This window comes from Petrotoga mexicana DSM 14811, assembly GCF_002895565.1.
Taxonomy (GTDB): Bacteria; Thermotogota; Thermotogae; order Petrotogales; family Petrotogaceae; genus Petrotoga; species Petrotoga mexicana.
This window is the reverse complement of sequence record NZ_AZRN01000036.1, coordinates 46,803-68,462: the sequence shown is the minus strand read 5'-3', so window position 1 is coordinate 68,462 and position 21,660 is coordinate 46,803. Positions and strand designations below refer to the sequence as shown.

Sequence of the window (21,660 nt, the reverse complement as noted above, 5' to 3'; positions counted from 1 at the left end):
ATTTAGAAAATCAAAATTTTTGCATTAAAACTTGACATTTTTAAAGTTTTATGTTATAATTTTTTTAAAATAACGTGAGAGTCTATCAAAATATCATCAAAAACATAAAAAATAATAGGAGGTCCTAATATGTCAAAATACCGTTTATCCAAATGCCCGGTATGTGGGGGTAAGTTAAATATCATAAAATATCGATGTGAAGAATGCGGAACTGAAATATCTGGCAATTTCGAATTAGAAGAATTTGCTCAATTAACAAACCAACAATTAAATTTTTTGAAGATTTTTATTAAGGTGAGAGGAAATTTATCGGAATTACAAAAAGAACTTGGTATCTCTTATCCTACAGCAAAAGCAAGATTAGAAGAAGTTGCCACAGCAATGGGGTACGAATCTGAAAGCATTGAAAGTAGAGAAAAAACCCTTGAAATCCTTGAAAAAATTGAAAAAGGAGAGATTACCCCTGAAGATGCAAAAGAATTATTAAAAAAATACAAAAAATAAAAAGGAGTGATTTTGAATGCAAAAGATTGATTTGAATGATGTAAAAGTTATTAAAATAAAGGCCAAAAATTTTCACGGACGAATAAAAATTTGCCACAGTGAAATAACATATCTCGAATACGGAGATCAAGATATTAACGTCGGGACTGCTTGGAATTCAGATCATACAAGCGTATCAATCGACATTGATTATGAAAAAGGTGATTTCTTATCAAAATTTTTTTCTTTCTCTAAAATGTTCCATGAAGTACCTATTAATTTGTACATAGGTGATCAAGTTAACGATATAACGTTAGACTTATCATCAGCTGATATAGAAACGGACTTGGATTCTACTAACTTATATAATTTAGCGATCAAAACACGATCAGGAGATGTAGATATTATTGGATCTAATCAAACTAAAACTTTGAAATCTTTAAGGGTGGATACTGGGTCTGGGGATGTGAGTATCGACTTAAATAACAGTGAGATGGATGAATTGATTTTAAAAGGAGCTTCTGGAGATTTTGAAATTCACAACGTAAATATATCATATGGTGATTTTAGCATGGCTAGTGGCGATGTTCTAGTTCAAAACTCTAAAATTGTAAATCTTAAGTTAAGTGTGGCTTCCGGTGATGTCTTAATAAAAAATTCTATCGTGAAAGTAGCAAACTTTAAATCAGCTAGTGGTGATATCTCTGTAGATTCCTTAGACAGAGATTTTTATTGTATTGTAAACACTGCTTCCGGAGATATAAATCTAATAGTTCAAGGAAGAGAGAAAATCTATTTAGAAGCTCCAATACATAGATATTCTTCATCTATAAGATCAAACGTCGATTTAGTTCAAAGTAGTGATTCTTCTACTATGCCCAAAAAAAGAGTTTTAAAAATTAATGTAATGAGTGGAGATATTAGTATCAAAGGTGTAGAACTTCATGAGAAAATCATAGAAGAAGTGGAGAAAGAAGAAAGCAAAGATATTTCCAAAGGCGACGAATTCTTAACCATTGAAGAAAAAAAGATATTGTCTTTATTAAAAGAGGGAAAGATTTCTCGATCTTTTGCGATAGAACTTTTAAAAGAGTTGGGATACTCTGAAGAGCTTGCAGAAAAATTTTTAAAGGACAGGGGGGAGTAATTATGCAAGGAAGATTAATACTGATCGCGCTAGGTATTTTAATAGTTTTATCAGTCATTTTCAACGAATTCTTAGTTAGTTTTAACTTGTTAGAATTCTTTTTTACATTGATTTTTCTTGGATACGGACTAACCTTTTTCAAAAAAAGAAACGTAGGAACTTTAGGAAGTCTAATATTTGGAATAATACTGTTGCTAGACACATTTGAGTTGTTCCCCACTTCACTAAATTTTTGGGAATTGGTTCTATTGATGATCGCATCTTATATTATTGCTGCTGGATTTAAAGGGCTGTTCCATATAAGAAAGCCCCACTTAAAGATTAACAAATCGATAATATCTGAAAATCTTCCTCCTAAATTTATAGGTGACACACTTGATTTATCAACAGATGTAGACTGGAGCTCTGTAACTATTGACTCTTCTAAGATAGAGACACCTGTAAAAGTAAAAGCTGTGATTGATAATGATATATATTCTTTTAAGAAAGAATATGACTCTTCTAAAGTCGATATTTTGAACAAGCTGAAAGTATCCAACGTAAAAGTACCTGAACGGGCAAAGATAACTGTATATTTAAACGAAAATATTAATTACAATTATCAAGCAAAATTGAACGTTAGCGTAGCCTTTTTTGATCTGAGACAAATTAAAACACGAGAAGTAAGAATAAAATCTACCGCATCTAAAATCACTTTGATACCATCTCAAAAGGATAATACCACAGTTGACGTAGACTCTGAAGTTTCAGCAATAAATATAAAATTGCCAGGGGATGTTGCTTTAGTATTAAACCATGTTGGGGATTTGAATTTCAAAAATTTTGGACGAATGTACCAAAGAGAAGATGGAACTTATGTTTCTGATAATTTCTCGGAAGCATCTTACACTTGTTATCTGAACATTTCCTCTGAGATTTCGCGTCTAAATATAGAATTTATATAATTAATCTTTATTTCTATACAAATTCATATAAAATTTAAATAAATCAGGTAATTTTTTGAATCGATGGGGCTCTTCAAACATTCTATACAACCATTCTAATCCAAGCTTTTGAAAGAAAAGAGGAGCCCTTCTCGTAACACCAGCAAATACGTCAAAGCTACCACCAACTCCCATCATAAGCTTTGCTTGTAACGTTTCATAGTTTCGGAAAATAAAGGATTCCTGTTTTGGAATTCCCATCCCTACAAAAAGGAGATCTGTTTTACTATCATTAATTTTTCGAACAACCTCTCGTTCAGCACTTATATCAAAATACCCATGATGAAATCCAACAATATTTACGTTGAACATTTTCTCAATTATTTGAGCAGCTTGTCCAACCACACTCTCTTCTGACCCAAGCAAAAATATTCTATAATTATTTATTTCAGACAATTCTAATAAATATTTCATTGTATCTATACCGGGGCACCTTTCCGTCTCAATTCCTTTCTTTTTGAGTAATTTAACTATTCCCACCCCATCAGGAATGGAAAAAGAAGCTTTACTAATTGCTTTAGAATATTCGTTACCCTTTAAATATTCCATATACATCAACGCATTTAAAGTAACTATCCAAAGCTTCTCTTTTCCAATTTGATCTTCGATAAAAGAATAAATATCATCTTGACTGCCATAAACCATCGGGATATCTTTCAAAAGAAACCGTCCAACCAATATATTCACCTCTAGTAACTGCTTCGAATCGAAATATTGTATCACAATTAAATTGAAATTTCCATAAATAATTATACAAATAAAAGGTTGAATTAAGAAAAATGTTTACACTATAAAAACAAAAATTGACGTTTAATTAACCAAATTCCTTATCTTTCATTGTATAATACTTTGAACTTTGATGATAAAACTTCTCAAATTAGGAGGAAGGATCATGGAAAAAACTTTACTTAGCCAAGACAAAAATGTTAAGAAATACCTCATCAAATTTTCTAAAGATGAAATTGAAAAAATTGAAGATCAAATCGTTCGAGAAATTAATCAACATTACACCTTTGAAGGATTTAGAAAAGGTAAGGTCCCCAAACAGGTTATTAAGTTGCGCTTAGGTTCTGATTTTAATAATATGTTATTAGAAGAAGCGGAACATGAGCTGGATCACAAAATCAGAGAAGAAGAAAAGTTGCTTTTCCCAATTATTGTTGAATCAAGAGCTCAAGATGAGGAACACATAGAATTCGAGGTTTTACTTCACACCTATCCTGAAATTATAAAAACAGAATTTGAAAATATTACGGTTAAAATCCCTGAATCTAAAGAAGTGGTTGAGGACTTTGTACAGAGAAGATTGAATGATTTACTGGAGAGCAACGCAATATTAGATCCCAAAGAAGAACCTATTCAGTACGGAGATTATGTAAGAATTAATTATGATTTAGTAGATGAAAACGGTGAAGTGATCAAATCTGATGAAGAAGAGGAAATAATAGTTAGAGAAGATGATGAAAGAGAACTCGTTAAAAAACTCATAGGAAAAACTACTGGCGAGGAATTTGAATTAGAAAAAGAAGATCAAGACAAAAAATTGATTCAAAAAGTTCGAATTGCACAAGTTTATACAAGAAAACTTCCTGAACTAAACGATAATTTTGCAAAAGAGCTGAATATTGAAGTAGAAACATTGAACGAGTTGAAAGAGACGTTGAGAAAAGAAGGAGAAGATGCCGTTAAAAATTGGCAGGATCAATTTGTGGTTAACTATATCTTATCGGAGTTACCTAATTATGTGGATATTGATATATCTGATGAAAGTGTAAATTATTATATTGATGCAACCATAAACGATCTTAAAAACAAGGGTAAATACGAAGAAAACTTAAAAAAATACGATAATGACGAAAATAAATTGAGAGAGGAAATCAAAAAGAGTGCATTGAATTGGATAAAAGAGATGGTTGTCATCGAAAAACTATCCTTAGAAAACGATATCAAAGTAGGAAACGAAGAGTTATCACAAGAGATCAAGAACTTCTCAACTATGTATGGTTTACCTTTCTCACGTGCTCAGGAAATAATAAGCTCAAATCCTGAACTATCTAATGAAATTCTATGGAACAAATTAAGAGAAAAAGTAGCCCAATTCATCAAAGAGAAAGTACAAATAGTTGAAATATCAAAAGAAGAGTTCGAAGGTGAAAATGTAACCCCAACCGAAGATCAAAAAGAAGAAAAAGTAAATACTGATAATGAAGCAAGTGAAGAAGAGACTGGACAAAATTAGAATTATATGATAAAATACATTTGAAGTTGCAGGGGACGTGGTGAAGCTGGTTATCATGCCGGTCTGTCACACCGGTGGCCGCGGGTTCGAGTCCCGTCGTCCCCGCCAATTTGGCAACGTAGCCAAGGGGTCAAAGGCGGCGGTCTGCAAAACCGCTATTCGAGGGTTCAAATCCCTCCGTTGCCTCCATTATAACTAAATTATCCCTGTGTATTACTTCTTCAGGTCCAAAGTTTTCTTTGAATGTAAGTATTTCATCGGTTTTTTTACCAATTATTTCTTTTAATTCCTCGGAAGAATAGTTTATTAAACCTTTTCCAATGCTTTCTCCTTTTTTATTAGATATCAAAACCAGATCTCCGACGGAAAAACTACCTGATACACTTATAATTCCTACCGCTAATAGACTTTTTCCTTTTAAAAGTGCTTCATGGGCTCCATTATCCACAATCAATTTGCCTTTTGGCTTTAAGCTGAATTGAATCCATCTCTTCCTTTTGCTCATCCTTTTTCCTTTGGGTAAAAAGGTTGTACCAAGGTTAAACTGCCTATTTTCAATATTATCCACAGCCTTTGTAATAATACTCTCTTCATAAGATGGGAGAATTGTTAAAGGTATTCCTGAGGCGATGGAAATCTTTGCTGCTTTTAATTTTGAACTCATCCCGCCGGTACCTAGTTTACCACTTTTTCCATTAGCAAGATTTTCAAGCTCAGGAGTAACTTCTTCAACAATATTGATCAGTGATTTCGGGTTACCTAAATCTTTCAACAATCCTGGAATATCTGAGAGAATGATCGATAAGTCTGCTTCCAACAAACTTGCTACTTGAGCAGATAAAACATCATTATCTCCGAATTTGATTTCATCTGTCGTTATTGTATCGTTTTCATTTACAATAGGTATCACATCATTTTCTAAAAGTGCATTCATGGTATTGTATGCATTTAAATAACGCTGACGATTAGAAAAATCGTCAGCTGTTAAAAGTATTTGTGCCACTTTAATATTTTTAACTGCAAAAAGATCACGATATTTGGAGATCAATACACCTTGGCCAACTGCTGCACAAGCCTGCTTTTCTGCAACAGAATACGGTTTGTAACTGTAACCTAATTCACTTCTGCCAGCTGCTATAGCTCCTGATGAAACAATAATTATATCTTTTTTTCTTTTAAACTTTAAGTCAGTCACTTGCTCGACAATTTTATTCATCTTACCAACATTTATTCCATTCTCATCAGCTATTGAGCTACTACCAACCTTTATAACTATCTTATTGATTGTATTTTTCAAAAAAATCACCAACCATTCAACTCAAAAATGAAATAATTTTATTTTTCATAGACTCTATGTTACCTTTTCCACCTAAATCCGGTGTTAAAACTTGTATATCTTTAACCGTTGCAGAAATAGCATTTTCGAGTTTTTTTGCTAACTTATTCAGTTTTAAATAATCTAATAACATAATGGATGAGCTTAATAAAGCAATCGGGTTTGCTATACCTTTATTGGTTATATCTGGAGCACTTCCATGGACCGCTTCAAAGATCGCAGCATCCTCGCCAATATTAGCAGCTGGAGCAAGACCCAATCCTCCTATCAAACCTGCGGCTAAATCGGAAAGGATATCTCCGTACAAATTAGGAGCGACAATTACATCATATTTTTCGGGATTCAATACCAACTGCATAGACATATTGTCAACGATCTTTTCTTCGTACTCTATTTCAGGATATTCGCTTGCAACTTTTCTAATAGATTCTAAAAATAAGCCATCTGTAATCTTTAGAATGTTTGCCTTATGTACAGCTGTAACTTTCTTTCTTTTATTTTCTTTTGCATATTTAAATGTAAAATATGCAATCTTATCGCTTGCATTTTTTGTTATCACTCTAACGGCACAAGCTGTATCGTCGATCTTGTATTCAATCCCTTTATACAAACCTTCGGTATTTTCTCTCACTACAACCAAATCGACATTATCGTATTTGGTATTGAGGCCCACTAAACTTTTAATTGGTCGTAAGTTTGCATACAGGTTCAACCTTTCTCTTAGTGTAACATTCACACTTCTAAATCCTTTACCTATTGGCGTAGTTATCGGACCTTTCAAAGCTACTTTGTTTTTCCTAATCGAATCTATTACATAATCAGGCAGAGGAGTTCCATATTTCTCAATTACCTTCTCTCCAGCTTCCACTAAATCCCAAATAATAGGAACGTTCATATGCTCAAAGACATCTACAACTACAGAGGTTATTTCTGGACCTATTCCATCACCCGGAATCAAAGTAACTGTATACATAAAATCACCTACTAATCTATTAATTCTAAAGTACCGTATTTTTTGTAATAATTAACCAAACCCCCACTTTGTAAAATCTTTAACATCACTTTGGGGAGAGATTTAATCTTCAAAACTTCATCTTTGGTAAGATTCTTAACTACACCTTTTTCTAGATCAACAGTCAATAAATCACCTTCATCTATATTATTAGTGGGAACTTCAACCAAAGGTAACCCAATATTTATGGAATTTCTATAAAATATTCGGGCGAAAGAAGTTGCTATTACAGCACTGATACCAGCGTGTTTTATCACTAAAGGCGCTTGCTCTCTAGAAGAACCACAACCAAAATTTTCTCCTGCAACAATGAAATCACCTTTTTTGATTTCATTATAAAAATTTGGCCTTAGATCCTCCATCAAATGAACAGATAATTCGTCCATATCGATGGTACTGAATTTGTATTTTCCGGAGATAATATAGTCGGTGTTTACATCGTCACCAAATTTATGTGAATAACCTTTTAATTCCATTATTTATCCTCCCGTTCAAAAAATTAATTGTCACAAATATTTTCGAGGATCCGTTATTTTTCCCTCAATACAAGAAGCCGCCACTGTGGCAGGTGATCCCAAATAGATGAAAGCTTTGTTGTTTCCCATTCTTCCTTTGAAATTTCTATTCGCGGAAGAAATTACATTCTCTCCATCAGAAGGTACTCCATTGTGTGTACCGACACAAGGCCCACAGCCTGGGGCAACTACCGTCGCTCCTGCTTGAATTAAAGTTTGAATTATTCCCTCATTCATAGCTTTTAATAAGGTATCTTTAGATGCAGGAGCCACAATAAGTCTAACACCCTTATGGATTCTCTTGCCTTTTAAGATATTCGCAGCTATTCTTAGATCTTCAATTCTTCCGTTAGTGCACGTACCTAACAAACCTTGATGTATAGGAATACCTTCAACTTCACTAATTGGACTAACATTATCAACGGTATGGGGTTTGGCAATTTGAGGTTCTAAATCGCTGACATCAAATTTATATATTTCTTCATAATTTGCACCTTCATCTGGTTCGTAACTTTTAAATGGTTTATCAGTTCTTTCCTTTACCCAATTTTCAGCTTTTTCATCAAGTTTCATCAAACCGACTTTGGCTCCCATTTCCACTGACATATTAGAAATGGTAAATCTTGCCTCAACCGATAAATTATCAATAACTGGTCCCTCAAACTCTACAGCCTTGTAAGTTGCTCCATTGGCTGTCAGATTCTTTATAATATACAACGCAACATCCTTAGAATAAACACCTGTTGGCAGAGAACCTTCTAAAACAATTTTTACACTTTGTGGTACCTTAAACCATAACTTACCACTCGCCATAGCAATAGCCAAATCTGTTGAACCGACACCCGTTGAGAAACAATTAATAGCCCCATAAGTACACGTGTGAGAATCCGCCCCTATTACGATCTGTCCAGGTAAGGCATGGCCTTTTTCAGGAATTAATTGATGACATATACCCTCACCGATATCGTAAAACTTCGTACCGTAATTGCTACTAAAATCTCTCATCAACTTATGTAAGGCAGAGACTTTTTCACTTGGACTGGGTGCATTGTGGTCTATTACAAAAGCAACTTTTTCAGGATTCGCAACTTTTTTTGCTCCAACATTTTCAAACGTCTTAATAGCTAATGGAGTGGTCCCATCTTGCCCCATCATGAAATCAACATCAACTATCACTATTTCCCCTGCTTCCACATCTCTACCTAAATGATCACTGAATATCTTTTCAGATATTGTTTTGTAGGTTGACATCCTTTATCTTTTCCTCCCTCATTTCATTGTATAGATAGATTAACTCTTTATCGAATAGGCTTCTTTTGAGCTGAACAGATAGAGATCTTACCCTTTTTAAAATCTCTTCTGCTTGTTCTGGAGTTAGATCTATATCGTACTCTTTAAACTTTGCAACAATAGCGTTCCTCCCGGAATGTTTTCCAATAAGTATTTGTCTTTGTAATCCTACTTCTTCTGGGGAGAAAGATTCGTATGTTTTTGAGTCTTTCAAGACACCGTCTGTATGAATGCCTGATTCGTGGGCAAAAACATTATGACCTACGATTGTTTTTGATAAAGGAAGCACCCTTCCTGAAGCCTTGGCAACATATTCACAAACTTCTTTTAGTAAATTAGTCTTTATTCCCAAATCATTTTTGTAAATGTATTTAAGAGCCATCACTACTTCCTCTAAAGCTGCATTCCCTGCCCTTTCACCTAATCCATTTACCGTAACACCTGCGTATTTAGCGCCTGCTTTTATTCCCGCTAACGTGTTTGCAGTAGCTAAGCCAAAATCGTTGTGGGTATGCATCTCAATATCGATACCAACTTCGTCTATTATTCTTCTGATATGTTCGTAGATAGAAAATGGTTCCATCATTCCAACGGTGTCACAGTATCTTAACCTATCTGCACCTGCTTCTTTAGCCTCTTTAGCAAACTTTATAAGAAAATCCATATCACTTCTTGAAGCGTCTTCAGCGTTTACAGAAACGTATAAATTGTGCTTTTTGGCAAATCTTGTAGCATCCACCATACTTTTTAATACCCAATCCCTATCTTTTTTTAGTTTGTGTTTGATGTGAATATCTGAAGTGGAAATAGAAATTGCAACCGCGTCGACCCCACAATCAATGGATTCTTCAACATCCTTTATAACTGCTCTATTCCAGCCCATAATTGAAACACCTAAGTTTAACTTACATATCTTCTTTATGGCTTCCTTTTCATCTCCACCCATCGTAGGAATCCCGGCTTCGATCTGATAAACACCTAACTCTGCTAACATCTTCGCTATTTGGACCTTTTCTTCATTGGCAAATACCACGCCGGCAGTTTGCTCTCCATCTCTTAAAGTTGTATCAACTATATATACGTTACTCACGTTCTTTTGTACGTTCTTCTTTCCATTACATTTAGAAGAATCGTACCCTCCCTCCTTTCAGTTTTATATACTCTCTTTGGGAACTTTAAAACATGCCTTAGTAACCCTTCGCCCTGCTCCCCGCCCATAAGGATAAAAGTTCTTTTGATTTTTTTAATTATACCTTAAATTTAAAGATATATCAAGTTCATGGAAAGATTCTTATTATATCAAGACCTTTATTTTCAGGCAATCCAAACATTAAATTCATATTTTGTACTGCCTGACCACTGGCACCTTTCACTAAATTGTCAATCACAGACATGATTATTAAAGTATTTGTATGTTCATCAATTTCAAAACCTATTTGGCAATAATTGGAGCCAACCACACTTTTTGTAGATGGATACTTTCCAGGGTTCAGAATTTTTATGAAATAATCGTTTTTATAAAACTCTTGGTAAAGATCGTAAACCTCATTTAAGGTTATATCTGATCCCAAATTACAGTAAATCGTACTTAAAATTCCTCTTGTCATAGGAACAAGATGTGGGGTGAAAACAATTTTTACCTCTTCTTGCATTATTTTTGATAACTCCTGCCCTATTTCTGGAATATGTCTATGTTTAGCCACGTTATAAGGTTTTGTATTTTCGTTACATTCTGAATATAAGTTACTAAATTTAGGTTCATGACCTGCACCTGATACCCCAGATTTACTGTCAATAATTATGTTTTTATCTGATACAACTCTATTTTTTAAAACAGGGGCTAATGCCAAAATCACACTAGTTGGATAACAACCTGGATTGCCCACAATTTGTGCATTTTTAATCTTTTCCCTATTTAACTCAGTTAATCCGTAGACTTTGTTGAATTTATCGTATTCTATGTCATCATTTGAACCATACCACTTTTTGAAGACATTAAAGTCATCGAAACGAAATGCAGAACCTAAATCTATCAATCTCTTACCTGCATCCATTACCATCTGAGCTATTTCAAAAGTTAGTTCGTGAGGTAAAGTTGAAAATATTATATCGCAAGTAGCAACCGCTTTTTTGAAATCATCACCCTCTAATATAAGGTCACAAATTCCTTGTAATCCCGGATAAACTTCTGAAATTAATTGGGATTCAAAGTGTTTTGATGACAAATAACTTATTTTAGCATTCGGGTGTTTTGAAAGAATTCTGACTAATTCAATACCTGTGTATCCTGTTGCCCCAAGTATACCAACCTTCATACATCTTCCTCCCATCTTGCTGCCCCTATTGTTTTACGGCGTTTTAGAATATTTTTTAGATCTAAAAATTCATACACATCCTCATCTATCAGCTGACAAAAATTTCTAAATTCAGAAATATTAAGCTCTTCTAAAGAGACATTTTTTGTTATAGCATATGCAACTAATTTTCCAACTATATCGTGAGCGGTTCTGAAAGGGATCCCTTTTTTGACCAAATAATCTGCCAGATCCGTTGCATTGAGATAGCCAAATTTTACCGCCTCTTCCATCTTTTTTTCGTTCACACGTATCGTTCCCAACAAACCAATAAATACCTTTAAACAACCTTTTAATGTATCAACGGTATCAAACAGAGGTTCTTTATCTTCTTGCATATCTTTGTTATATGCTAGGGGTAAGCCTTTCATAGTTGTTAAAAGGGCAAACAAATTTCCATATACCCTACCTGTTTTACCCCTGATTAATTCAGCGGAGTCTGGATTTTTCTTTTGTGGCATTATACTACTTCCAGTCGAATATTGGTCACTTAATTCCACAAAATTGAACTCTTGGGTAGACCAAAGTACTACTTCCTCAGAAAATCTACTCAAATGCATCATTATCAGGGAAGCTATTGATAAGAATTCAATGATAAAATCCCTATCGCTTACTCCGTCAATACTGTTTAGTGAAACCTCTTTAAAGTCTAACAATGAAGCCACATACATTCTATCTATATCGTATGATGTTCCAGCTAAAGCTCCTGAACCTAAAACCAAAACATTCACTCTTTTTAAAGAATCTTTCAACCGTTCTATATCCCTTTTAAACATCTCCATGTAAGCTAATAAATGATGTGAAAATGTGATAGGTTGAGCTCTTTGCATATGTGTGTAACCGGGCATAATTTTGTTTTTGTACTTTTTGGAAAGTTCCAATAAAACAGCGTTTAATTGGCCTAATAAATCTATAATTTTTAATATTTCATTTCGTAAATACAATCTTTCATCTGTTGCTATTTGGTCGTTCCTACTTCTTGCTGTGTGAATTTTTTTGCCAACGTCTCCTATCTTTTCAACCAACATTTGCTCTACCAATGTGTGCACATCTTCTACTATTGGAATCTCTTCAAACTTTTCTTCTTTTATTTCTCTTAACGCTCTTTCAATTTGTTCAAACTCTTCGTCAGTAATTATTTTTGCCTTTTTCAACCCTTTCGCATGGGCTAAAGAAGCTTCTATATCGTAGGGCAATAATCTGATATCGACATTTATCGATGAATTAAAAATTTCCATATCTTCTGCAATTTTTTCTTTAAACCGACCACCCCACAATTTCATTGTTCTCCTCCTACAGTCGTTTTGTTATATTTTTGATTTTCAACAAAATGCTTCATCTGATAAGCTCTCATCTTCAAAGGTAGTCCAAACAAGTTTATAAAACCTTCTGCATCCTTTTGATCATAAATCTTATCTTCTCCAAATGTAGCTAACTCTTCGTTGTATAAGGAATATGGTGAACTTAATCCTGCAATTATAATGTTCCCTTTGTAAAGTTTCAATTTCACAACACCGGTAACAACCTTCTGCGTTTCATCAACAAAAGCATCTAAACTTTCTTTCAACAGAGAGAACCACAATCCATTATAAACAAGATCCGCATACTTTTGTGCCACTAAATCTTTGAATCTTGACGTTTCTTTGTCAAGTACCAAGCTTTCCAGTTCTTTATGTGCAGTATATAGTAATGTTCCACCTGGAGTTTCATACACACCTCTTGATTTCATTCCAACTAATCGATTTTCTACGATATCTGCAATCCCCACACCATTTCTTGATGCAATTTCATTGGCTTTTTTTATCAACTCTACGGGCGAAAGTTCTTCTTCGTTTATCTTCACTGGAATCCCTTTTTCAAATTCTATGGTTACATATTCAGCAACATCGGGTGCTTTTTCAGGTGGAGTAACCATATCGAATAACTCAGGTTTAGGTTCATTCCATGGATTCTCTAAATCTCCTCCTTCATGGCTTATATGCCATATATTTTTATCTACACTGTATATTTTTTCTTTGGTTATAGATATTGGAATTCCCTTCTTTAGGGCATAGGCAATTTCTTCCTCCCTAGACTTAATTTCCCATATTCTCCAAGGAGCAATAATTTTTATAGAAGGATCTAATGCCTTAATAGATACTTCAAATCTTACTTGATCATTACCTTTACCTGTACAACCATGAGCAATAACATTTGCACCTTCTTTTTGGGCAATCTCAACTAGTTTTTTTGCCATTAGAGGTCTTGCAAAGGATGTTCCCAATAAGTATTTACCCTCGTAGATTGCTCCAGCTTTTAAGGTTGGATAAATATAATCGGTTACAAATTCTTCCACAACATCTTCTACATAAACCTTACTTGCACCACTTGAAAGAGCCTTTTTTTCGATAGCATGAGTTTCCTCTCCTTGACCTACATCGATACATACCGCAATAATTTCACAATCATACTTTTCTTTTAGCCATGGTATGATTACAGATGTATCTAACCCTCCTGAATATGCCAATACTACCTTTTCCCCGGTTTTCATAAATGATTCACCTCTTTTTGATATTTGTAGATTTTTTAGTAGATTATGATAATAATCTACATATTCGTTCAAGGACTGTATATTATTTTCCCCAATTTTGCAATTCTTTGTTGCTTCAATTGATTTTTGAGCTGTTTCCAATGCTGTAAATAACGGAATGCTGTTTTCTAAGCATGCTCTTCTTAACTTGAATCCAAAGTTGGATACGTTCTTCCCTTTTGTAGGTAAATTAATAACCATTGAAAAATAACCTTTCTTTACTAACTCTAATGATTTTTGATGATCTATCTCTTTTATTTTAATATCTATCAATTTAAAAGCTTCTGCTGTCCCGGTGGTTCCCCACAATTCGTATCCACAGCTTTGAAGATATTTAACAAAACTTTTACTCCCCTTTACTACTTTTTCTGGAAATGATAATAGTACATTACCTGTAGAAGGAACATCCAAATGAGCGCTTTTAAAAGCTTTATACATCGCATTATGATAATTGAAATCGATGCCAAGAGTTTCCCCTGTGGATTTCATTTCTGCGCCTAATGCAACTTCAACACCTGGCAATTTCTCTAATGAAAATATTGGTGCTTTAACCACCGTATATGGGATTTTCGGATAAAAAGGTTCATAACACCCAAGTTCTTTCAAGTTATTACCTAATGCAATTTCAACCGCGAGTTTTATCATAGGGATTCCCGTTACTTTACTGATTATTGGAACTGTCCTTGAAGCCCTAGGATTCACTTCTATAACGTAAACTTTTCCCTCTTTCACGATAAATTGAATGTTTATTAAACCTTTAACGTTCACCGCTTTTGATATTTTTTCAACGTATCTCACAATTTCTTTCTCTTCTAATTCAGACAAGCTTTTGGCAGGAAATACAGCAAAACTATCACCTGAATGAATTCCCGCTTTTTCAATATGTTCCATTATTCCAGGAATTAATACATTTTCTCCATCAGAGACTGCATCAACTTCAGCTTCTATCCCTTCTATATATTCATCTATTAGAACTGGTCTATTGGGTGATAAGTCTAAAGCATGTAATAAATACTCAAATAATTCATCTTCGGAATTAACCTTTTCAATAGATTGTCCTCCTATCACATAAGAGGGTCTAACTAAAAGAGGAAACCCTATACGGTTAGCAATTTCTCTAGCTTCATCAAATGAAGTAACGTACCCACCACGGGGATGGTTGATCCCTAACTTTTTCAACAACAGCGAAAATCGTTTTCTATCTTCACACAAGTCAATATCCTCATATGAAGTTCCCAAAATTTTGATTCCACGTCTTTCGAGATCTTCGCTTAGATTCAAAGCAGTTTGCCCTCCAAACATGACCATTGTTCCCATTGGATCTTCTTTTTCTATGATATTCAAAACATCTTCTTGAGTAAGGGGTTCGAAGTACAATCTATCACCTGTATCAAAATCTGTACTGACGGTTTCAGGATTATTGTTTATGATGATTGATTTGATACCTTTTTCTTTTAATGCCCATAGAGCTTTAACTGTACAATAATCAAACTCTACGCCCTGTCCGATTCTTATTGGGCCTCCACCTATCACAATGACTTTTTTTATGTCCTTGTGAACTTCTATTTCGTCCTCTTCACCATAAGTTGAGTAGAGATATTGTGTTACTGAATCAAACTCCGCTGCACATGTGTCAACCATTTTGTATGATGGGGTAATACCATAGCGTTTTCTCAATTCTCTAACTTCATCTTCTGGTAAACCTTTTAATTCAGATATTTCTTGATCTGAAAAGCCAAGAACCTTTGCTTTAAGTAAAAGGTCGTAATTCAATTGGGAAAATCTAATACTATTTTCAAAATCGACGATGTTTTTTATTTTTTCTAAAAACCAGTTATCTATATAAGTTAATTTATGAATATCAAAAACCTTATAACCTCTTCTAAGTGCTTCGGCAATATGAAATAATCTTTTTTCGTTTGGGATGTGTAAATGTTCTACTAATTCTTCATCGCTCTCTTTTTGCACTTCTTTAATTCTCAAGCCTTTAATTTTCATATCAAGGGAGCGAACTGCTTTTAACAAAGAACTTTCAAAGGTACGTCCAAGTGCCATCGTTTCCCCGGTGGATTTCATTTGTGTACCTATTTTTTTATCAGCTTGATAAAACTTATCAAAAGGCCATCGTGGAATCTTTGTTACAACATAATCTAAAGATGGTTCAAAAAAAGCTGTTGTTTTTCCCGTAACCGGATTTTTTATTTCATCCAAAGAAAATCCTAACGCGATTTTCGTAGCAATTTTTGCTATCGGATACCCGGTTGCTTTGGACGCTAAGGCACTGGATCTACTCAAACGAGGATTCACTTCAATAACTCGATATTCTTTGTTAGAAGGATTGAGGGCAAACTGAATATTGCAGGCACCTTCTATCTTTAAAGCTTTTATTATCTTAATGGATGAGTCCCTTAACATTTGATGTTCTTGATCTGTCAACGTTTGAGAAGGTGCCACAACTATACTATCTCCAGTGTGAATTCCAACAGGATCAAAATTTTCCATATTACATACGGTGATGCAATTATCAAAAGAATCTCTAACTAACTCGTATTCGATCTCTTTCCAACCCAATAACGATCTTTCTATTAAGACTTCTTTCATCATACTCTTTTTCAGCCCATTCTCTACAAATTCGATTAACTCTTGTTCGGTGTAAGCGAATCCACCGCCTGTTCCTCCTAAAGTGTATGCTGGGCGTATTATCAAAGGATACCCAACTTGGCTAGCAAAATTTAGGGCTTCGGATACTGTTGACACAGTGAGGCTTTCAGCGATAGGTTCTTCAATTTCTTGCATTTTTCTTTTAAATAATTCTCTACTTTCTGCTATTTTTATGGATTCAACTGACGTTCCCAATTCTTGAATATCGTACTTATCGATAATTCCACTATCTTTTAGTTTGATAATTAGATTTAAGCCTGTTTGTCCTCCCAATGTTCCTAAAATCCCATCGGGTTTTTCTTTCTCTATAATGGAAATTAAAGTATCCATTTCAAGGTTTTCCATATAAACTACATCTGCTATTTCTGTATCAGTCATAATAGTTGCAGGATTGTTGTTTACCAATATTACTTTACATCCTTCTTCTTTTAAAGATTTACAAGCTTGGGTTCCTGAATAATCGAATTCTGCAGCTTGACCTATTATTATTGGTCCAGAACCTATCACTAAAACACTTTTTATTTCGCGTTTTTTTGGCATTGTTGACCTCCCCGGAAGTATGTTTTTAGTTTCTATAGATTGAATCTTTAATTTTTTTAAAAATAAAAGTTGTATCGTGAACCCCAGGCCCACCTTCTGGATGAAATTGAACAGTAAAAATGGGATACTTCTTGTGCATAATTCCCTCAATACTATGATCGTTTAAATTGATGTAGGTGATTATTACATTTTTGTTTTTCACTGACTCTTTTTCAACCATATAACCGTGGTTTTGAGAAGTGATATAACATTTATTATTCAATAAATTCTTCACAGGATGGTTGGTACCTCTATGACCAAATTTCATTTTTACAGTATTAAAACCCAACGCCAAAGATATTATTTGATGACCTAAACAAATCCCAAAAAGTGGTTTCTCACCTATAAACCCCTTAGCTAAAAGTATTGCTTCTTTTGCCTTTTTTGGATCACCGGGGCCGTTGGAGAATAATACTAAATCTGGTTGAACTTTATCTACATCATTTTTACTACTGTTATATGGAAAAACGTAAAGATCGTAACCTTTAGATTTGAGCTGGTTTACTATATTTTTCTTAACTCCCAAGTCTATTAAGGCTATCTTTGGACCGTTCCCTTGAATTCTATAAATTTCCTTTGTTGAAACGCTATCAAGTAAATTCTCATTGGAAGTTGGAACTTCAAAATCCTCCTCTGTGGTTATCACACCATTCATACTACCTTCTATCCTTAACTTTTTCGTAAGGGCCCTTGTATCTACTTTACTTAAAATAGGCACTTCATGTTGGTTTAAATAATCTAAAAGTGAATACTGAGATGTGTGATGAGAGGGAAATTGACAGTAATCTTTAACTATCAAACCTTTGATGGTGGGTCTTTTTGACTGTAAATTCTCTAAATTTACACCATAATTTCCGATCAATGGATAGGTCATTACCAGTATTTCTCCTGCATAAGACGGATCCGTTATTGATTCTTCGTATCCAGTCATAGACGTGTTAAAGACAACTTCGCCTTGTCCAAAATCTTTTTTACTTATAATTTCTCCTTCAAAAATGGTAGAATCATTTAACTTTATAAATCCTTTCATCTTAATACCCCATTTCTACAAAAACTTCTTCGAGAATATTCATACCCTTGGCTATCTCCTCTTTTGTGATTATAAGAGGAGGAACGAATCTTAAAACATTGTGGTTTAAAAGATTTATCAAAAGTCCTTTTTCCATAGCTTTTTTTACTATATCACTGCCTTCTTCTATGTCTAACTTGACTCCAATCATCAAACCTTTTCCCTTAACCTTATCAATTATCGAATGTTTTTCCTTCATTGCTAATAATTGACTTTTGAAAAATTCACCATTTTCTTTCACAGTATTCAGAAAAGATTCTTGTGCAACGTTTTTCATAACAGCCATGCCAACTGCACAGGCTAATGGATTCCCACCAAATGTCGATCCATGATCCCCAGGTGTAAATACGTCAGCTTTTTCATTCACAACAAGCACACCGATGGGGAAACCACCACCTAAGGCTTTCGCAAGGGTCATCACATCGGGTACCACTCCAGAATGTTCATAGGCAAAAAGTTTTCCGGTTCTTCCTATCCCTGTTTGAACTTCGTCAAAAATTAAAAGAAGATCGTTCTCATCACAAAGTTTTCTAACTTGTTGAAGATATTCATCTTTTGCTTCGTTTATTCCCCCTTCACCTTGAATAACTTCTAACATTACAGCACATGTATTTTCATCAATGGCCGACTTTAGTGAATTTATATCGTTGTACTCTACACTTTCAAATCCTTCCAATAGAGGTTCGAAGTTTTTGTGATATTTTGGCTGGGCTGTTGCCGTCAATGCACCGTAGGTTCTTCCATGAAATGAGTTCTTTGCCGTGATAATTTTGTATCTTCGCCCATTGTACTTAGTGTTTCCATATTTTCTTGCTAACTTAATCGCAGCTTCATTCGCCTCTGCTCCACTGTTGCAAAAAAAGGCACTTTTCCCAAACGATTTTTCACAGATCATCTTGGCTAACTGTATTTGATTACTATTCCAATAGAGGTTAGAAATATGGATCAATTTGTCAACTTGAGATTTTACCGATTCAACAACTGCAGGGTGAGAATGTCCCAAAGCATTAACGGCGATCCCAGCTACAAAATCTAAGTACTCTTTACCGTTTTCATCCCAAACCTTTATACCTTTCCCTTGAACTAAAGTTATAGGAAATCTTGAATAAGTATTCATTACATACTTTTTATCTTCAGAGATTATCATTATCGTAAACCTCCTTCGCTATCATAGTTCCCACACCTTTGTCTGTGTATATTTCTAAAAGTAAAGCATGGGGAATTCTTCCATCTATTATGTGTGCTCTTTTTACTCCGCCTTCTAACGCTTGGATGCAGCATTTTAACTTAGGAATCATTCCACCAGTGATAAATTCAGAATTCAATAAATCTTTTGCTTCTCTATATGACAGTCTTGAAATTACACTTTCTTCATCTTCTTTGTTTTTCAAGATGCCTTCTACATCTGTCAATAAAACAAATTTATCCGCCTTCAAAGAGGAAGCAATTTTACCTGCCGCTATGTCGGCATTAACGTTATAAGTTTTCCAATCTTTCCCAATTGCACAAGGAGCGATTACGGGGATATAATCTTTTTCAGTTAAATTCAAAATTACCTCTTTATTCACATTTATTAACTTACCAACATAACCCAAATCCCCTTGGGACAAATCTTTTTCTGCCAACAATAAATTTGCGTCTTTTCCACTCAATCCAACAGCCTTTCCCCCTATTTTATTTATCAACGATGTAATCTCTTTATTTACCTTACCAACCAACACCATCTCTACTATTTCCATAACTTTTTCATCAGTTACCCTTAATCCATTTACAAATTTTGTTTCTATATTTAAACTCGCAAGCATTTTATTGATATCTGGTCCTCCTCCATGAACGATAACAGGATTCAACCCAACATATTTCATAAGTACGATATCTTTTGCGATCATCGATTTAATTTGTGGGTCTTTCATAGCGTTACCACCAAACTTAATAACAGCAATACTTCCTGCAAATTTTTTTATGTAGGGTAAAGCTTCGATCAAAACTTCCGCTTTAGATATCTCATCGGAAAACTTTTCAGCTTTTATCATGTTCTGTACCCTCCATTTATTTCTACATATTTGTAACTAAGATCACATCCCCAAGAAATAGCACTCTCTTCACCATCTTTTAAATCTACAATAATTTTCAATTCTTTCTCACCGAGAATTTCTTTTGCTTTAATTTCGTTAAACTCAATAAAATGACCATCTTGACAAAGTTGAATCTTTCCTACACAACTTTGAAACCAGACATCTACTCTATTGGGATCAAAGTTTCCTCCTGAATAACCAGCGGCCGCTAACACCCTTCCCCAATTAGCGTCCTCTCCATGAATTGCTGTTTTTACTAGATTAGACTTGGCTATGGACCTTGAGATCAATTTAGCATCTTCTTTTGTCTTGGCATTTTTTACTTGTACCTCAAAAAATTTAGTAGCACCTTCCCCGTCTATCACAATTTTTTTTGCTAAATTTTCAACTACTTCATAAAGGGCTTTTTGAAATAAATTGTATTCGTGAGAATCTTCTGTAATTTCTTCGTTTTTAGCCTGCTTATTAGCCAAAATAAGAACCGTATCGTTGGTACTAGTGTCGCCATCAACCGTTATCAAATTGAAAGAATCATTAACTGATTGCTTTAAAGCTTTATTCAAGGCTGATTTAGAAATGTTTGCATCTGTCAAAATGAAAGACAACATTGTAGCCATATTGGGATGAATCATACCTGAACCTTTGGCAACCCCAGTTATTGTGATCTTTTTACCACCAATCACAACTTGTGTAGAATTAATTTTTGGGAAGGTATCTGTAGTCATTATCGCCTGTGCGAAACTTACAAGATCATCATTTGCTAAATCAATATTTTTTTCAAATGATTCTATGCCGTTTAAAATTTTTTCAATTGGCAATGGAACACCTATAACACCTGTTGAACTTACAAATACATCTTCTGGTTTTAAATTTAAGATTTCAGCGGTTTTTTCTGCCATGCTTATTGCATCTGAATATCCTTTTACACCCGTGCAAGCGTTTGCGTTACCACTATTCACAATAACAGCTTGCATTTCGTTATCCTTAATGTTCTCCATACTCAAAATAACTGGAGCCGCTTTAACTTTATTCGTGGTAAAAACAGCTGAGGCATTAGCCTTTTTTTCTGAGTATATCAGTCCTAAATCTTTTTTGAGCTTCTTGATCCCACAGTGAATTCCCCAGACTTTAAAACCCAATGGTAAAACAATACCTTCTTGCATTATTTCCGTACTTTCCATACACTAACCTCCCTCTATTCTTTTGAACTTACTGACTTTAGAAACTCTAAAAAAAACGGCTACATCTTAAAAGATGTAGCCGCATGGATTAAAACTCAATTAGGAGAATAACCATCTCCCAACCTCATAAGCACCCATTACCGGTGCTTATGATCCACCGGCTACAT

At 34.4% G+C, this 21,660-nt stretch carries 16 protein-coding genes, 2 tRNA genes and 1 pseudogene; 6 read left to right on the top strand and 13 right to left on the bottom strand.

Annotated features, from left to right (window positions below; translation table 11 throughout):
* The first annotated feature begins 129 nt into the window (after nt 1-129).
* The 3 genes from X927_RS09775 to X927_RS09765 are packed head-to-tail and all read left to right on the top strand — an operon-like array spanning nt 130 to nt 2,574.
* Entirely contained in the window at nt 130-504 is a 375-nt protein-coding gene (locus X927_RS09775) for a DUF2089 domain-containing protein (protein WP_103077883.1), read from the top strand.
* A gap of 16 nt (nt 505-520) precedes the next feature.
* Nucleotides 521-1,630: a DUF4097 family beta strand repeat-containing protein gene (locus X927_RS09770; RefSeq protein WP_103077882.1), complete on the top strand. Its 1,110-nt coding sequence runs from the start codon at nt 521-523 to the stop codon at nt 1,628-1,630.
* Between the two features lie 2 nt (nt 1,631-1,632).
* Entirely contained in the window at nt 1,633-2,574 is a 942-nt protein-coding gene (locus X927_RS09765) for a hypothetical protein (protein WP_103077881.1), read from the top strand.
* On the opposite strand, the gene X927_RS09760 is transcribed toward X927_RS09765, so the two are convergent.
* Nucleotides 2,575-3,300 (bottom strand): WecB/TagA/CpsF family glycosyltransferase, encoded by a 726-nt coding sequence (locus X927_RS09760; protein ID WP_245855527.1) that lies wholly within the window; start codon nt 3,298-3,300, stop codon nt 2,575-2,577.
* Nucleotides 3,301-3,505: 205 nt separating this feature from the next.
* Between X927_RS09760 and tig the strand changes: the two genes are divergently transcribed.
* From tig to X927_RS09745, 3 genes are all read left to right on the top strand, one after another.
* The gene (gene tig, locus X927_RS09755) at nt 3,506-4,852 is read left to right on the top strand and encodes a trigger factor (RefSeq protein ID WP_169925231.1); all 1,347 of its coding nucleotides are present in this window, start codon (nt 3,506-3,508) and stop codon (nt 4,850-4,852) included.
* A 31-nt stretch (nt 4,853-4,883) separates the two neighbouring features.
* Nucleotides 4,884-4,960, top strand: a tRNA-Asp gene (locus X927_RS09750).
* A gap of 4 nt (nt 4,961-4,964) precedes the next feature.
* A tRNA-Cys gene (locus tag X927_RS09745) sits at nt 4,965-5,041 on the top strand.
* A 61-nt stretch (nt 5,042-5,102) separates the two neighbouring features.
* Here X927_RS09745 and proB read toward each other — a convergent pair.
* From proB to argJ, 12 genes and pseudogenes are all read right to left on the bottom strand, one after another.
* Nucleotides 5,103-6,158: pseudogene (gene proB, locus X927_RS10440) on the bottom strand (glutamate 5-kinase); the annotation flags it as partial.
* A gap of 7 nt (nt 6,159-6,165) precedes the next feature.
* Nucleotides 6,166-7,161: an isocitrate/isopropylmalate dehydrogenase family protein gene (locus tag X927_RS09735; protein ID WP_103077878.1), complete on the bottom strand. Its 996-nt coding sequence runs from the start codon at nt 7,159-7,161 to the stop codon at nt 6,166-6,168.
* Nucleotides 7,162-7,172: 11 nt separating this feature from the next.
* On the bottom strand, nt 7,173-7,676 hold the full coding sequence (locus X927_RS09730; protein ID WP_081870473.1) for a 3-isopropylmalate dehydratase small subunit: 504 nt from the start codon (nt 7,674-7,676) through the stop codon (nt 7,173-7,175).
* 30 nt (nt 7,677-7,706) lie between these two features.
* Entirely contained in the window at nt 7,707-8,966 is a 1,260-nt protein-coding gene (locus tag X927_RS09725) for a 3-isopropylmalate dehydratase large subunit (protein ID WP_103077877.1), read from the bottom strand.
* On the bottom strand, nt 8,941-10,095 hold the full coding sequence (gene nifV / locus X927_RS09720; RefSeq protein WP_103077876.1) for a homocitrate synthase: 1,155 nt from the start codon (nt 10,093-10,095) through the stop codon (nt 8,941-8,943). The genes X927_RS09725 and nifV overlap by 26 nt, the downstream gene beginning before the upstream one ends.
* A 187-nt stretch (nt 10,096-10,282) precedes the next feature.
* Nucleotides 10,283-11,320: an N-acetyl-gamma-glutamyl-phosphate reductase gene (gene argC / locus X927_RS09715; RefSeq protein ID WP_103077875.1), complete on the bottom strand. Its 1,038-nt coding sequence runs from the start codon at nt 11,318-11,320 to the stop codon at nt 10,283-10,285.
* Nucleotides 11,317-12,642, bottom strand: coding sequence for an argininosuccinate lyase (gene argH / locus X927_RS09710; protein ID WP_103077874.1), 1,326 nt, complete (start codon nt 12,640-12,642; stop codon nt 11,317-11,319). The genes argC and argH overlap by 4 nt, the downstream gene beginning before the upstream one ends.
* Nucleotides 12,639-17,129 (bottom strand): carbamoyl-phosphate synthase (glutamine-hydrolyzing) large subunit, encoded by a 4,491-nt coding sequence (carB, locus tag X927_RS09705; protein ID WP_103077873.1) that lies wholly within the window; start codon nt 17,127-17,129, stop codon nt 12,639-12,641. Before carB ends, argH begins: the two co-directional genes overlap by 4 nt.
* Nucleotides 17,130-17,154: 25 nt before the next feature.
* On the bottom strand, nt 17,155-18,198 hold the full coding sequence (gene carA / locus X927_RS09700; RefSeq protein WP_103077872.1) for a glutamine-hydrolyzing carbamoyl-phosphate synthase small subunit: 1,044 nt from the start codon (nt 18,196-18,198) through the stop codon (nt 17,155-17,157).
* 1 nt (nt 18,199) lies between these two features.
* Entirely contained in the window at nt 18,200-19,384 is a 1,185-nt protein-coding gene (locus X927_RS09695) for an acetylornithine transaminase (RefSeq protein ID WP_103077871.1), read from the bottom strand.
* On the bottom strand, nt 19,371-20,270 hold the full coding sequence (argB, locus tag X927_RS09690) for an acetylglutamate kinase (RefSeq protein ID WP_103077870.1): 900 nt from the start codon (nt 20,268-20,270) through the stop codon (nt 19,371-19,373). The genes X927_RS09695 and argB overlap by 14 nt, the downstream gene beginning before the upstream one ends.
* Nucleotides 20,267-21,463, bottom strand: coding sequence for a bifunctional glutamate N-acetyltransferase/amino-acid acetyltransferase ArgJ (argJ, locus tag X927_RS09685; RefSeq protein WP_342750030.1), 1,197 nt, complete (start codon nt 21,461-21,463; stop codon nt 20,267-20,269). The genes argB and argJ overlap by 4 nt, the downstream gene beginning before the upstream one ends.
* Nucleotides 21,464-21,660: the final 197 nt, after the last annotated feature.